Origin of the sequence: Colwellia sp. 6_MG-2023 (genome assembly GCF_030547765.1) — a bacterium.
Lineage (GTDB): Bacteria > Pseudomonadota > Gammaproteobacteria > Enterobacterales > Alteromonadaceae > Colwellia.
On the sequence record NZ_JAUOPP010000012.1, the window covers coordinates 81,187 to 96,222 of the forward strand.

General features: G+C 36.1%; 12 protein-coding genes. 10 read left to right on the forward strand and 2 right to left on the reverse strand.

Annotation, left to right across the window (positions count from 1 at the left end):
* Positions 1-216: 216 nt before the first annotated feature.
* The 4 genes from Q4503_RS09495 (at position 217) to Q4503_RS09510 (ending at position 4,632) form a co-directional block, all read left to right on the forward strand.
* Positions 217-1,473 carry an HlyD family efflux transporter periplasmic adaptor subunit gene (locus Q4503_RS09495; RefSeq protein ID WP_303602115.1) on the forward strand — a complete coding sequence of 419 codons (1,257 nt, stop codon included), beginning with the start codon at positions 217-219 and terminating at the stop codon, positions 1,471-1,473.
* Positions 1,474-1,670: 197 nt separating this feature from the next.
* Positions 1,671-1,829 (forward strand): hypothetical protein, encoded by a 159-nt coding sequence (locus Q4503_RS09500; protein WP_303602116.1) that lies wholly within the window; start codon positions 1,671-1,673, stop codon positions 1,827-1,829.
* A gap of 12 nt (positions 1,830-1,841) precedes the next feature.
* Positions 1,842-2,000: a hypothetical protein gene (locus Q4503_RS09505; protein ID WP_303602117.1), complete on the forward strand. Its 159-nt coding sequence runs from the start codon at positions 1,842-1,844 to the stop codon at positions 1,998-2,000.
* A 499-nt stretch (positions 2,001-2,499) separates the two neighbouring features.
* Positions 2,500-4,632 (forward strand): peptidase domain-containing ABC transporter, encoded by a 2,133-nt coding sequence (locus Q4503_RS09510; RefSeq protein ID WP_303602118.1) that lies wholly within the window; start codon positions 2,500-2,502, stop codon positions 4,630-4,632.
* A gap of 151 nt (positions 4,633-4,783) precedes the next feature.
* Here Q4503_RS09510 and Q4503_RS09515 read toward each other — a convergent pair whose 3' ends face one another.
* Both Q4503_RS09515 and rpsT read right to left on the reverse strand, forming a co-directional pair.
* Positions 4,784-6,481: a Zn-dependent hydrolase gene (locus Q4503_RS09515; protein WP_303602119.1), complete on the reverse strand. Its 1,698-nt coding sequence runs from the start codon at positions 6,479-6,481 to the stop codon at positions 4,784-4,786.
* 241 nt (positions 6,482-6,722) lie between these two features.
* Positions 6,723-6,983, reverse strand: a complete 261-nt coding sequence (rpsT, locus tag Q4503_RS09520) for a 30S ribosomal protein S20 (protein WP_215973415.1) — start codon at positions 6,981-6,983, stop codon at positions 6,723-6,725.
* A gap of 363 nt (positions 6,984-7,346) precedes the next feature.
* Between rpsT and murJ the strand changes: the two genes are divergently transcribed.
* From murJ to ispH, 6 genes are all read left to right on the forward strand, one after another.
* Positions 7,347-8,969 carry a murein biosynthesis integral membrane protein MurJ gene (gene murJ / locus Q4503_RS09525; RefSeq protein WP_303602120.1) on the forward strand — a complete coding sequence of 541 codons (1,623 nt, stop codon included), beginning with the start codon at positions 7,347-7,349 and terminating at the stop codon, positions 8,967-8,969.
* A 260-nt stretch (positions 8,970-9,229) separates the two neighbouring features.
* The gene (ribF, locus tag Q4503_RS09530) at positions 9,230-10,153 is read left to right on the forward strand and encodes a bifunctional riboflavin kinase/FAD synthetase (RefSeq protein ID WP_303602121.1); all 924 of its coding nucleotides are present in this window, start codon (positions 9,230-9,232) and stop codon (positions 10,151-10,153) included.
* A gap of 63 nt (positions 10,154-10,216) precedes the next feature.
* Positions 10,217-13,069 carry an isoleucine--tRNA ligase gene (gene ileS / locus Q4503_RS09535; RefSeq protein WP_303602122.1) on the forward strand — a complete coding sequence of 951 codons (2,853 nt, stop codon included), beginning with the start codon at positions 10,217-10,219 and terminating at the stop codon, positions 13,067-13,069.
* Between the two features lies 1 nt (position 13,070).
* A complete protein-coding gene (lspA, locus tag Q4503_RS09540; RefSeq protein ID WP_215973479.1) occupies positions 13,071-13,565 on the forward strand; it encodes a signal peptidase II in 495 nt (164 codons plus the stop codon).
* Positions 13,566-13,606: 41 nt separating this feature from the next.
* A complete protein-coding gene (gene fkpB / locus Q4503_RS09545) occupies positions 13,607-14,044 on the forward strand; it encodes an FKBP-type peptidyl-prolyl cis-trans isomerase (protein WP_215973419.1) in 438 nt (145 codons plus the stop codon).
* A gap of 31 nt (positions 14,045-14,075) precedes the next feature.
* Positions 14,076-15,005 carry a 4-hydroxy-3-methylbut-2-enyl diphosphate reductase gene (gene ispH / locus Q4503_RS09550; protein WP_215973420.1) on the forward strand — a complete coding sequence of 310 codons (930 nt, stop codon included), beginning with the start codon at positions 14,076-14,078 and terminating at the stop codon, positions 15,003-15,005.
* The last annotated feature ends 31 nt before the right edge of the window (positions 15,006-15,036 follow it).

The window sequence follows — 15,036 nt, forward strand, 5'->3', positions numbered from 1 at the left end:
ATATGGGTGAAGTCTGAGATAAATTTATCAATGATTAAAGTAATAATTTCAAATCAAAATGAATAAATACTTCAATAATTATCGTTAAGTATTCATTACGGTAAAATCTCAGTGTTATTTAATTAATATAAAACTAAATTAATTTTTCATTTCTAACTTGACGAAAATATCTCTTTTGACTACATTTTATTTAACTATGTATTGAAAGGAGTTGATATGTCGTTATTTAGAAAGGAAGCTATTACCCATCAAAGTACGCGTTTAACCGGCGCTATTACTTTAGCTCAACCATTATCAATTAAGCTAACTGTAACCCTTATAGCTTCTGTAGCTATTGCTATTATTACCTTTCTGTTTAATGCTGAGTATTCTCGTAAAGAAACCGTTCGTGGTTTTTTAATGCCTAGCAAAGGTGTCATTAAAAGCTTTGCTAATCAAAGTGGTACCATAGACAAACTTTGGGTAAAGGAGGGGGATAAGGTTGTTAAAGGACAATCACTTGCTACTATCATAGTTCAGCAAAACAATGGTAAGGGTGTTGATTTAAGTATACAACTTGCCGAACAATTAAATGCCCAAGAAAACTTATTAAGTGATGAAATATCACAACATCAAAGTTTAAAAGTACAAGAGTTATCTAATTTAAAAGATCAAAGAATAGCGTTAAATAATGAAAAAAAATCTCTTGAAAAACAATTAACATTGTCTGAAGAAAAGTTAATATTGTTGAATGAACAACAAGTTAATTTTAATCAATTGAATAAAAAGGGTTACCTATCTAACTTAGAAAAAGATAGTCAACATCAAGCACTGCTTGAAGCAAAGCAAGAAAAACAAAATATAGCGCGTTTATTACTTCAACATCAAAATCAACTCAATCAAGTTGCTTTTAATATTAAAAATATTCCTCAGCAATTTACTTTACGTATAAATAGCTTAAAGCGCCAACAAGCAGACCTGCAACGCCAACTTGCTCAAGTCGCCAGCAATTATAAATACACTATCACGGCGAGTAATAATGGTGTCATTACGGGTATTCAAGTTGTTGAAGGTGAAACACTGTCACAAAGCAAAGCACAATCTACACCTTTGCTGCATATATTGCCGGAAGGTTCTGAGCTGATTGCTGAGCTGTTGTTGCCTACACGTTCAGCTGGCTTTATTCGAGTGGGTAATAATACCCGTTTACGTTTTGATGCTTTTCCTTATCAACGCTTTGGTTTTATCAATAGTGAAATTACGCGTATTGATCAAACATTAATATCCCCTAATGAAGTGCAATTACCTGTATCACTGCAAGAACCGGTTTATCGTTTACGGGCTAAATTGAATCAACAACAAATGCAAGCATTCGGTAAAGCGTTTGATTTGAAAAGCGGTATGTTGTTTGAAGCAGATATTATGCTAGAACAACGCACATTAATTGAATGGTTACTTGAACCTATTTATAGCTTGAAAGGTAGAGTGAGTTAAGTAGCTTGCAAGTAAACCGAAAAGAATTTTTCTATCGAGGGTGTTTAATCTGAATAGCCTTGCTGGAAAATAGAGCGGCTGACTCTAGTAAAGCTTTAGCGAGATCAACTAAAGCCAGCCAGTTAACTGCTAATTTATATGAATAAATTAGCAAATCAACAACCCGATATAACGTCGGATAAATGGAGTATAACATCATGCGTGAATTAAACGTAAATGAAATTGAAGAAACTAACGGAGGGTTTGTATTTGTAGCCCCATTTGCATTAAAAGCAGCTACGTTTGCTGTGTCAGCAGTCGCTGGTGCAGCTAGTGCCGCTATTGCAGAGCACTATGTAAGCTATATGCTAAATTAGGAGGGAGTTATAATGAAAGAACTAACAAGTACGGAATTAGAACAGGTCCATGGTGGTGCTATTTTCCTCGTTCCGGCAGCAGTCTACGTTGGAAAAGCAGTGGGCATAGCTGTCGTAGGAGGTGCTATAGCGGGAGCAACAGCAGCACTTGTGAAATACATACTAAGATAGCCCTAAAAAAAGCTTGCTTAGTTGAATATGAGCAAGCTTTTACCTTTGAACAAGGAACAAAGTATGTTCAGTAGAAGTTGTCCAAAATGCAATAAAAAAATAAGCTTTAAAAGTCGATTTCGGCTGTTTGCTGCAACTACAATTACTTGTAGCCACTGTCAGTCTGTGCTTAAGTTGAATACACTATTTTTTACAATAAACCTATACTTTTCATCAGTTATATCTGGAATATTAATGGCCTATTTATCGATGCAAGTTTGGTCAATTGTTCCAATGATATTTTTAATAAACTCTATAATTTCACTATTTGTTTTCTCATTCGAGGAGGCTGAATATTTAGATTAACTCTTACTAATGAAAGGCATTATAATTCCCTTCTTAGGGAAAAACTATTTAGAGAATAAAGATAACTTATTCCCTATACAGTTAGGCATTTTATCAACAGTTGAGTTATTTTTACTCCTTTAAATCAAGCTTTGTGTTGTTGTCGGTAGCAATTATGGAACGTAAATTAGATTTCTCTATTACAAAATCAGTTCCTCTGATTTTACAAGCAGAAATAGCAGAGTGCGCCCTTGCCTCAATTGCGATGATAGCTTGTTATCACGGTCATCAACTTGATATGCCAGCGATGCGAAAGCGATTTTCTGCTAATTTAAAGGGCATGAACCTTCAACAGCTTATCGAATTAGCTGATAGTCTAGGGTTAGCTAGTCGTGCCTTACAATGCCCTATTGATGAAGTGCATAAATTAGCAACCCCTTGTATTTTACATTGGGATTTAAATCATTTTGTGGTGTTGACCAAAGTTTCTGGTAAAGGCTCTCACCCAACGAAAGGCGCTAAATTTTATATAAACGATCCCGCAGTTGGAAAACGTACATTAAATACAGAAGAATTTAGCAAACACTTTACCGGTATTTGTTTGGAGTTGACTCCCACCAGTAAATTCGAAGTAAAAGAAGAGCAAGCGCAAATGAAGTTCACCCAGTTGTGGAGTTCAATGTCAGGTTTAAAAGCAGGGCTTATTAAGCTGATTGCTTTATCGCTTGTTCTGCAATTATTTGCCTTAATGACGCCTTATTATATGCAATGGGTGGTTGATGAAGTATTAATAAGCTTTGATGAACCATTACTGACTGTATTGGCTATTGGCTTTGCGTTAATTACTGTTATTTCTGTAATAACCAATGCCGTACGTAGTTGGTTAATATTACGACTTTCAAGCTTGCTTAATATGCAAATGGGGGTAAACCTCCTTAGGCATTTGCTACGTTTACCAATGAATTATTTTGAGTCACGTCATATTGGTGACATAGTGTCTCGTTTTGGTTCATTAGCTCAAATTCGTGAGCGTATTACCACAGGTTTTGTTGAAACACTTGTCGATGGTGTGATGGCTATCACCGTACTGATCATGATGGCGTTTTATTCATTGAAACTGACTGCAGTAGTTCTTGCTGCAATAGCATTATATACCATAGTGCGTTTAGCATTGTATCGTCCATTGCATCAGGCTACTGAAGAGATGATTCAAAATTCAGCAAAGGAGCAATCAAACTTTTTAGAGAATATTCGTGGCATGCAAACCATTAAGTTGTTTGGTAATGAGTCACAACGGCAAGGTGTTTGGCAAAACCGTTATGCTGAAGTGATTAATAGTGAAATCCGTTTAGGACGTTTAAATATTAGTTTTGAGTCGTTTAATAAGCTTTTATTTGGTTTAGAAAATGTATTGGTAATCTATTTTGCTGCTCTTATGGTAATGGCGAATAGCTTGTCAGTGGGTATGCTCTTAGCCTTTATTGCTTATAAAGGTCAATTAACACAACGATTTGCTAATCTTATCGAGCAAATTATTCAATTTAAAATGATGCGTTTACACCTTGATCGTATTGCTGATATTGCGTTAACAGAGCAAGAGACTAATCGAGAAGGTGGAGCTACTTTTTCAAATAGTGGAGGTCAAGAGCCAAAAGGCCAATTAACGCTTGAAAATATCTGTTTTAGTTACAGCGATGATCAAACACCTATTTTGAATAAAGTTAACTTAACCCTTGATGCGGGTGATTCTATTGCTATTACAGGCCCATCAGGGGCAGGTAAAACTACGTTAATGAAAATTATGTTAGGTTTATTGCAACCTACCTCTGGTAAGGTTTACCTTGATGGTAAAGACATTACCCAAGTAGGCCTTAAAAACTACCGTAAAAAAATAGCGGCAGTGATGCAGGACGATACACTTCTTGCTGGCTCTATAGCTGATAATATTAGTTTTTTTGATCCGCAGCCAAATTATTTAAAAATTGAACAGTGTGCTCACTTAGCTGCTATCCATGAAGATATTAATAAAATGACTATGGGATATAATTCTTTGGTTGGTGATATGGGGTCTAATTTATCTGGTGGCCAAATTCAGCGTTTATTGCTTGCTCGTGCGCTTTATCAATCTCCATGTGTTTTATTTATGGACGAAGCAACGAGCCATTTGGATAAAGAGAATGAAGCTAAAATTAGTGAACAAATTCAGCATTTATCTGTGACTCGAATTATGATCGCTCACAGAGAAGAAACGATCAATATGGCTAAAAAAGTCTATGTATTAAATAATGGATCTTTAGTGAATGGTTAAAGAAAAAACTAGTATTCAAATTATTACCTTAGGTAAAACTGCAAAAGTACAGCCATTAGGTATTTACCTATAAATTATTGAATGGTGCTGGCCTAATATTTTTAGGTGTTAATATTAGGCCAACATTTATACTGTTAACTAAAGAAAATTACTATAAACCCAGTACTTTTTTACCTTGTTTAAAGACTATATCAACAGGGATTTTAGCACTTTCTAAGCGAGCTAAATCGGCCGCTAATGTTTCACTAATAACCCCCTTAGTCGCAACTAATTGTTCAACACCTTTGTAATCACCTGTGCCTTGCAAAGTTAAAATAAGCTCAGATAAAGAGTTAATCGCATCGCTCATTTTATCTATGTTCACGCTATATAACCCTTGTTCATTACGACTGAAAGCGCCTTGCTCTTGGAAGTAGTTAAAGCGAACCATGTTTGCCTTGCCGTGTGCTGAACTTGCGCCAAAGCGAACTGAGCGAAATATGCCAGCCATAAAGGTTGTGTAGTACTCTTCAAGCTTACCTTCGGTAATAACGCCTTTATCTAACAGCTGGCGTATCATGTATAAGCCTAAAATATCTGCTTTACCTTCTTCTAATGCACTAGCATGTTCTTTTAATGATTGGCGTACAGTACCTTTGTCGTTGATGGTATTTTTGATACCTAAACCATGAGCAACTTCATGAAACATGGTGTTAGCAAAGAAGCCTGTGAAAGTAACATTTTTACGTTGCTCAGGTACAATTAAGGTGTCAGCGATTGGGAGCATAATAGTATCAAACTTAGCACGCATCGCATTTTTAAGCTGTAAACGACGAGTTCCTTTTTTCAGCTGAACTTGTTCGTCATTAGGTAAATTAATTGCGATGGTTTTGCTACCAGCGTTTGAATGACCAGCATAATATATTACATCGTAAGCATTTAAATCAGCATCAGAGCCAGGTACTTCGGCTTTAAACTCATTTGATACGGGTAACTCTTTTTGTAGTTCAGGTAAATATTGTGCATATTTAGCGAGCTTTTCGCTCCATGTTAAATCTTTAATTAATACATATGATTCAAATGCCGCACGGTAACCGTATAATTGGTCTTCGTAAGTTTCGATTGGCCCAATAACAACATCTATCGGGTTGTTTTTCATATCCATCCAAGCAAAGTTTGAAGCCTGATATTCATCAGTTCTCAGCGCCTCTGCTCGCATTGTAAGATAATTTGCAAACTCTTTATCATCAGCTAAAGTGGCAGCTTTTTCTAAAATTGCTGCTGCACGAATAATCTCATCACTATACATTTCTGAGTAAGCCACTGTAAGTAAATTTCCGCTATCATCACGATCAATAATAGAATATAAGCCATCTTTTTTAGCTAACGTTGCTTTTTCAAATTCGGCTTTAGTCATATTTTTTGGGTAAAACTCTGCACCCTCAGCTTTAGCATCATTTTGTGTTAAAAAAACCTTATCTCCATCTAATCTATCCCAAGGACCGTAATTTATTTCGGCGAAACGACGAACTTTTTCATTCTTAATTGAAGCAAGAAAGGCATTTTTATCTTGTGAAAAAGCTTGTTGCCAAAATAGATCATCCATAATTTTAGAAGCATCAATTAATAAAGCTAACATTTTTTTTTGGTTATCAGATAGGTGACTTAAATCAGCAGAAAGTGTGACTTCTTTGTAAATATCTAAACGATCTTCAAATCCAGGCAATAATTGCGGAGCTGTTTCATTTACTACAGTGTTAGATGTATTCGATTCACTATTACAAGCGCTTAGTGATGTAAGAGTCACTATCACTATCGCAGCAATTTTGGTGAATTTTGTTGTTAAGTGTGATTTTTTTAGCAAAGTCATTATCGTTCTCAATGGTGAGTTAGCATCTTAGTTGGCAAAGAGACTAAAAAAAATAGACTCAAAGTGCAAGAGAACAGCGAAATTAAATACAATTAGTGTGTAAAGTTAGGGAGTATATGGATTTTTGGCATAAAAAAACCGACAAAAAAGTCGGTTTTTTACGTTTACCTTATAAATGATCTACTAAATCAATTCTAAGGTAATAATTTTTCATAAAATAATGCGCATTACTTATAAAATATTATAAAGCTTTAACTGCAGCATTCAAACGGCTCTTACTACGAGCTGCTTTGTTTTTATGAATAAGACCTTTAGATGCATAACGATCTAAAATTGGTGTTGCAGCAGCTAGTTCTTTCGTTGCTACTTCTTTGTCACCAGATTCAATAGCTGTGTTTACTTTTTTAAGTAAAGTACGCATCATTGAACGACGACTTGCATTATTTTGACGGCGCTTTTCAGATTGTACTGCGCGCTTCTTAGCTTGCTTTGAGTTAGCCAAGGTGACTCCTAAAGTATGTAATATATAAGCTTAAATTTAAGGCGACGAAATATGCCTGTTTTTTAGCTGATTGTCAAATGTTTAATTGCCTACTTAATAAAATAATCAATAATTTTTTTAAAAAATAGTAAAAGTGCAATTACAAAGAATATTGTTGGTTTTGTTACCCGTTAAAAATTAAACAAGCAGTTAACCAAATATGTTGTGAACAATGCTAAGTATACATTGTTTAAATGGGTAAAATCATCACATAATAGTAATTATTTTTAGTTACTTATTTTGTTGTTTAGGTTGCACGTTATTTTTACTGCTTAACCGAACAATAAAAGTGGGCGTTTGTTATGTATTATAAGGGTTTTGTTTTTGAGTAAAAAGTTAATTAAATCAGGGGCTATTGTCAGTTTTATGACCTTGGTTTCACGTGTTCTAGGTCTAGTTCGAGATGTTGTTATTGCTAACTTAATGGGAGCAGGAGCGATGGCGGATGTTTTTTTATTCGCCAATAAAATACCTAACTTTTTTAGGCGTCTTTTTGCAGAGGGTGCTTTTGCACAAGCTTTTGTTCCTGTCTTAAGTGAATATCACTCTCAAGATGAAAAAAATTCACTGCGACAGAATACCAATAACGCCCTGATGAATGCCAAAGTTTCTCTTGATGAAACACGACGCTTAATAGCACAAGTTTCGGGTACTTTAGGCGTGATAATTACCTTAGTGACCTTGTTCGGTATGTTAGCTTCTCCTTTATTTGTTGTTTTATTTGGTGGCGGTTGGTTTATTGAATGGTTAAATAGTGGACCAGAGAGTGTCGGCGGTGAGAAATTTGAATTAGCAGCCAGTTTATTAAAAGTAACATTCCCTTATTTATGGTTTATTAGTTTTACTGCACTTGCTGGCGCTGTTTTAAATACTATGGGTAAGTTTGCTGTTGCAGCATTTACACCGGTTTTACTCAATATTGTTATTATTTTAATGGCAATATATGGTGCTGAATATACAGACAGTCCCGCTTATGCACTAGCTTGGGGAGTATTTATTGGAGGCTTAATTCAATTTTTATTTCAAATTCCTTTTTTGTATAAAGCAGGCGTTTTAGTAAAGCCTTGTTGGTCATGGCATAGCAAAGGTGTTACTAAAATTAGAAAGCTGATTGTTCCGGCATTATTTGGCGTTTCTGTTACGCAAATTAATTTATTACTTGATACGTTAATTGCTAGTTTTTTGATAACCGGCTCTATTAGTTGGTTATATTATGCTGATAGATTATTAGAATTTCCATTAGGTTTGTTTGGCATTGGTATTGCCACGGTTGTATTGCCAAGCTTATCAAAACTTCATAGCAATAATGACCCTAAGCAGTTTAGTGCTACGTTAGACTGGGGGATTAAGGTAATAAGCTTTTTTGGCTGGCCTGCTTTGGCTGGTTTAATGGTATTGGCACAACCGATAATTATGGTGCTTTTCATGCGAGGCGAATTTAGTCAAGCAGATGTTTTACAAGTTTCTATGGCTTTATTTGCCTACCTTTCTGGTTTATTGAGTTTTATGTTTATTAAAGTATTAGCGCCAGGATATTATGCTAGGCAAGATACTAAAACACCGGTAAAAATAGGAATAAAAGCGATGGTAGCCAATATGGCTTTTAACCTGATGCTAGCGCCATTTTTTGGTTTTGTTGGTTTGGCTATCGCAACAACCTTGTCTGCAACACTCAATGCTTGGATGTTGTACCGAGGTTTGAAGCAAGCTAAAATTTATCATTTAGCAAAAAGCACTAAAATATTTATGGGGAAATTAATTTTCGCAGCAAGTGTTATGGCGTTAGTTGTTCATCAGTTATCAAATGATTTTGAGGTGTGGCTTAATATGACCTTTTTTGAACAAGTTACACAACTAGTGCTTTGTATCAGTGTTGGTTGTTTAAGCTACTTTATTATGATTTTTGTGTTAGGTGTTCGTTTTAAAGACTTTAAAGTAGAAAGTTAACTTGAAGTTAAATTATACGTAACATAAAAGTGTAAAAATAAAGCAGGCTAGCTACTGATTATTATCACACTTTAATATATAATTCGGCGATTTATTTTTATAAACAGTCGATATAAAGGTTTTTATTTAAGACTTCAGGCCTGTTATTACATTCTATGTTTTATCATGCCTATAACGGAGCATTGCTTTGTGTTTTAATCTTTATATAGGTATTAATTGGTACTGTTTTTTTTTGTTCCTTAAAGGTGAAGTCAAGAATAATGCAGTTAGTTCGCGGTATACATAATATTCAACCAAGTGATCATGGTTGTGTATTAACTATAGGTAATTTTGATGGTGTTCATAAAGGTCACCAACGCGTTATTTCAGCATTAGTTGCTAGAGCTAAAGCCCTTAACTGTGTTGCGGCTGTTTTGGTATTTGAACCACAGCCTCAAGAAGTGTTTGCTCAAGATAAAGCGCCAGCAAGGTTGTGCCGATTAAGAGATAAATATTCATTATTATCAAAATTAGGTGTACAACGCCTTATTTGTGTTAACTTTACTATGAAATTTGCTAACCAAAGTGCAGAGCAGTTTATTGAGCACTTATTGGTTGAAAAATTAGGCATAAAACATTTAATTGTCGGTGATGACTTCCACTTTGGTAAAGATCGTATTGGTGATTTTTCAATGTTGGCGCAGGCGGGCAAAAAATTTGGTTTTGAAGTCACAGACACCGCTAGTTGTAAAATGGAAAACTGCCGAGTTAGCAGTACAGCGATTAGAGCTGCATTAGATAAAGATGACCTTGCTAACGTTGAAAATATGCTGGGGAGACCATATTCAATTATAGGTAAAGTCTTTCACGGTGATAAACGTGGCAGACAATTAGGTTTTCCTACAGCAAATGTTTTACTAAAAAGGCATAATTCGCCTCTAACTGGTGTTTTTGCGGTAAAGATCAAAACTCTTGGTGGTCTTTTTAATGGTGTCGCTAATATTGGTGCTAGACCGACGGTTAATGGTATTCGAGAACAGTTAGAAGTACATATTTTTGATTTTAGCGATGACATTTATGGTCAGTGCATTGAAGTAATAATTATAAAAAAACTTCGTCAAGTGATGAAGTTTGAAAACTTAGCTGCGTTAACAGCGCAAATTAAGTTAGATAGTGAACAAGCGAAAGATGTGTTTGAAAAATAAATAATGTAGGTTAGGCATATGTGCCTGACAATTTAAAAAATTAATAATCGGATAATGATTTAAATGAGTGATTACAAACAAACCTTGAATTTGCCTGCAACGACTTTTGCAATGAAAGGCAATATGGCAAACCGTGAACCTAATATGCTCAAAGAGTGGGCTGAGAAAGACTTGTACGGAAAAATTCGTGCAGCAAAAAAAGGTAAGAAATCATTCATTTTGCATGATGGCCCTCCGTATGCCAATGGTGATATTCATATTGGTCACTCCGTAAACAAAATTCTTAAAGATATTATTGTTAAATCAAAAACATTATCTGATTTCAATGCACCTTATGTGCCTGGTTGGGATTGCCATGGTTTACCAATTGAACTGATGGTTGAGAAAAAAGTAGGTAAACCTGGTCATAAAGTTTCTGCTAGTGTCTTTCGTGAAAAATGTCGTGAATATGCTGCTAAACAGGTGAGTGCTCAACGCGAAGATTTTAAACGCTTGGGTGTGTTTGCTGATTGGGACAAACCTTATCGTACAATGGACTTTGACACTGAAGCGAATATTATTCGCTCATTAGGCAAAATTGCTGAAAATGGACATTTACATCAAGGCTTTAAACCAGTGCATTGGTGTACGGATTGTGGATCATCTCTGGCAGAAGCCGAAGTAGAATATAAAGATAAACAATCACCAGCAATTGATGTGAAATTTACCGCGGTAGATCAAAGTATTGCTGATAAATTTAAGCAAACTGATGAATCATCAGAGCAAGGCGAAGGCACTATTTCGGTTGTTATCTGGACAACAACACCTTGGACCTTACCGGCTAACCGTGCGGTTGCTGTGCATACTGATGTTGAATATACTTTAGTACAATGTGAAACTGAGCAAGGAAAAGAGCGCTTTATTTTAGCTTCAGACCTTGTAAATGCTTGTATGGAGCGTTTTGGTATTGATAAATATCATGCGTTGGGTTTCTGTAAAGGTGCTGAACTAGAGTTAGTGCAACTTAAACATCCATTTTATGATTTTACTGTTCCTGTTGTTTTAGGTGAACATGTTACTACTGATTCAGGTACCGGTTGTGTTCATACGGCACCAGGTCATGGTGTAGAAGATTTTGTTGTTGGCAAGCTGTACAACTTAGAAGTGGCAAATCCTGTAGGAGCAAACGGTGTTTACTTAGAAGATACGCCATTATTTGCTGGGCAGCATGTATTTAAAGCGAATGCGAATGTTGTTGAAACGTTGAAAGAACATGGCACATTAGTGCATCACCATGCGTTAGAGCATTCTTATCCACATTGCTGGCGTCACAAAACACCACTAATTTTCCGTGCAACACCACAATGGTTTATCAGCATGGATAAAAAAGGTTTACGTCAAGATTCACTTAAAGAAATTGAAAAAACACAATGGATTCCTGATTGGGGTCAACGTCGTATTGAGTCTATGGTTGAAGGTCGTCCAGATTGGTGTATTTCGCGTCAACGTACGTGGGGTGTGCCGATGGCATTATTTATTCATCAAGATACCGGCGCGTTACATCCTCGTAGTATTGAATTAATTGAAACCGTTGCAAAACGTGTGGAAGAAAAAGGTATTCAAGCATGGTTTGACTTAGAAGCTGAAGAGCTTATTGGTAATGACGCTCAAGAATACATCAAAGTACCAGACACCTTAGATGTATGGTTTGACTCAGGCACTACTCATTTCTCTGTCGTTAATGCTCGTGAAGAGTTTGACGGTATTGCTGATTTATACCTTGAAGGCTCTGACCAACATCGTGGTTGGTTTATGTCATCAATGATTTCTTCAGTAGCAATGAATGGAAAGGCTCCGTATAAACAAGTACTTACACACGGATTTGTAGTTGATGCTAACGGTCATAAAATGTCTAAGTCGTTAGGAAATGTCATTACACCAAAAGAGATTACTAATACATTAGGTGCAGATATTTTACGTTTATGGACAGCATCAGTAAATTACACGCAAGAAATTACTGCGGGCGATGAAATATTCAAACGTCAAGCGGACGCATATCGTCGTATTCGTAATACATCACGTTTTCTATTGTCTAACTTAAATGGTTTTGAACCAGCACAGCATTCTGTGGCTTTTGAAGATATGGTTGCGTTAGATCGCTGGGTTGTAGATAAAGCTGCTCATTTACAGACAGAAATTATTAATGCATACAATGAATATGAATTTCATATAGTTGCGCACAAAATTATGAACTTTTGTACTAATGAGTTGGGCGGGTTCTACTTAGACATCATCAAAGATAGACAATATACAGCTAAAGCTGATTCAAATGCACGTCGCTCATGTCAAACAGCAATGTATTTAATTGCTGAAGCTATGACAGCTTGGATGGCACCTATTTTATCGTTTACCGCACAAGAAATTTGGCAAGCACTACCAACGCCAGTTAGTGGTAAACGTGATGAATTCGTTTTTACAGGTGTTTGGTTTGACGGTTTAGAAACTATGCCAACAGATATGGCGTTAGGAAACGATTTTTGGAGTGAATTATTACTTGTTCGTTCAGAAGTTAATCGCGCATTAGAGCTGGCCCGTAAAGAGAAAATTGTAGGTAAAGCATTAGAAGCACAAGTAACGTTATATGCGACGGCTGATTTAGCTGAAAAGCTTACTAAGCTTGGTGAAGAGTTACGTTTTGTGTTAATTACCTCAAAAGTTAATGTTGATGTCGTCACCGATGCTAGTCAGGTACCTGAAGGCGCTAATTCAACTGACGTTGAAGGTTTATGGTTATCGGTAGCAGCAGCTGAAGGCAGTAAATGTGATCGTTGTTGGCATGTTACTGAAGATGTTGGTGTAAATGATGCTCATCCTGAACTTTGTCAGCGTTGTGTGACTAATGTTGATGGCGCAGGTGAAGTTAGAAAATATGCATAATATTATTTCCGCTTTCAACAATTCAGGTTTGCGTTGGCTTTGGCTAACGCTACTTTGTTTAGTATTAGATCAAGTGTCTAAACAATTAGTAGTAGGCTCATTTAATCTTTATGAATCAGTAAATATATTACCATTTTTCAACCTGACCTATGTTCACAACCCTGGTGCAGCTTTTAGCTTTTTGGCAAATCAGGGCGGTTGGCAACGGTGGTTTTTTACGGTTATTGCCGCTATTGCTAGTTTAGTATTTATAATCTGGCTTGCTAAAACGCCTAAATCACACACTATTTTAAGTATCGCTTTCGCGTTAATGTTAAGTGGTGCTGTAGGAAACCTTATCGATAGAGCTCTGTTTGGTTATGTTATCGACTTTTTAGATTTTCATTGGTCAGGGTATCATTTTCCCGCTTTTAACTTTGCCGATTCTATGATATTTATTGGCGCAGCGTTAATGATTCTTGACTCATTTTTTACAAAAAATGAAGATTCAGCATAGCTTGAAATATTCTCCGACAAAGACTTAATAGAAGATAAATAATGACAATTGAAAAAATAATTCAAGCTGACTCTAGTATTTTAGTACATATCACTATGAAATTGAGTGATGGTTCAGCTGCTGATAGCACAAAAGTAAACAATAAGCCGGCTAAAATTATTATGGGAGACCAGAGTATTTCTGCGGCTTTTGAAGCACAATTATTAGGCATGTCAGTAGGCAGTAGTAAAGAATTTACGCTTGAAGCTGTTGATGCTTTTGGTGAAACGAATCCTGATAATATTCATTATATGGATATTGATAAGTTTTCTGCTGAAGTACCTGCGAAAGTTGGTAATATCATTACTTTTTCTCAGCCCGGTGGTGAATTACCAGGCATGATTAAAGAAGTTAATGGCAGCTCAGTTACTATTGATTTTAATCATCCATTAGCTGGTCAGCCAGTCACCTTTGTTATTGATTTGGTTGAAATACTATAATAAGTTGGTATTCCAACGGACAGAGAATTGTATGAAAATTATTTTAGCAAATCCCCGTGGCTTTTGTGCCGGCGTAGACCGTGCTATTAGCATTGTTGATCGAGCGTTAGATTTATTTGGTGCACCTATTTATGTTCGCCACGAGGTTGTACATAATAAATTTGTCGTTGATGGTCTTAAAAATCGAGGGGCTATTTTTATTGATGAAATTCATGAAGTCCCTGATGATAACACTGTTATTTTTAGTGCTCACGGTGTTTCAAAGGCTGTTCGTAAAGAGGCTAAATCACGTGACTTAAAAGTGTTTGATGCCACTTGTCCATTAGTCACTAAAGTGCATATGGAAGTATCACGTGTAAGTAGAAAAAATATTGAGTGTGTACTGATTGGTCATCAAGGTCACCCTGAAGTTGAGGGGACTATGGGACAATATGATAGCGAAACTGCAGGCATATACCTTGTTGAATCGACAGAAGATGTATTAAAACTCGAAGTAAAAAATCCTGAAAAGTTATACTACTGTAGCCAAACCACTTTATCAGTAGATGATACTTCAGCTGTAATTGATGCATTAAGAGAAAGATTTCCACTGATTGAAGGGCCTCGTAAGGATGATATTTGTTATGCAACACAAAACCGCCAAGATGCGGTGCGTGCTATTGCAGATCAAGTTGACTTACTATTAGTCGTGGGTGCTAAAAACAGCTCTAACTCCAATCGTTTAAGAGAAGTTTCTGAGAAAATGGGAACGACGTCTTATTTAATCGATACTGCGGATGATATTGCAACATCATGGCTCGATGGCGTTAATTCTATCGGTGTTACTGCCGGCGCTTCTGCACCAGCTATACTCGTTACACAAGTTATTGATGCACTAAAAAGCTTGGGTGGTCATGAAGTTAAAGAATTTCCTGGGCGTAAAGAGAATATTGTATTTGCAGTACCTGTAGAATTACGTTAATCTTGGTTTGATTATAATTTAACCATTGTAA